1 pseudogene is annotated in these 207 nt (G+C 50.2%); it reads left to right on the top strand.

The annotated features are described in order from the left end of the window. Positions 1 to 195: pseudogene (locus CHH91_RS19975) on the top strand (phosphoglucosamine mutase); the annotation flags it as partial. Between the last annotated feature and the right edge of the window lie 12 nt (positions 196 to 207).

Here is a 207-nt window from a genome sequence, read left to right on the forward strand (position 1 = left end):
GTTAAAAACAATGCCCTCGTCCAACAAGAAATCCAACGTGTGGAGGAGGCAATGGCTGGCGAAGGCCGGATCCTCGTACGCCCGTCTGGCACCGAACCACTTGTGCGGGTGATGGTCGAAGCCAAAACCGATGAGTTGTGCCAACAATACGCCAACCAAATTGTCGATGTCGTAAAAGAACAGCTTGGAGCTTGATAAAAAAGCATT

Source organism: Virgibacillus sp. 7505, from assembly GCF_002272135.1.
Lineage (GTDB): Bacteria > Bacillota > Bacilli > Bacillales > Amphibacillaceae > Terribacillus.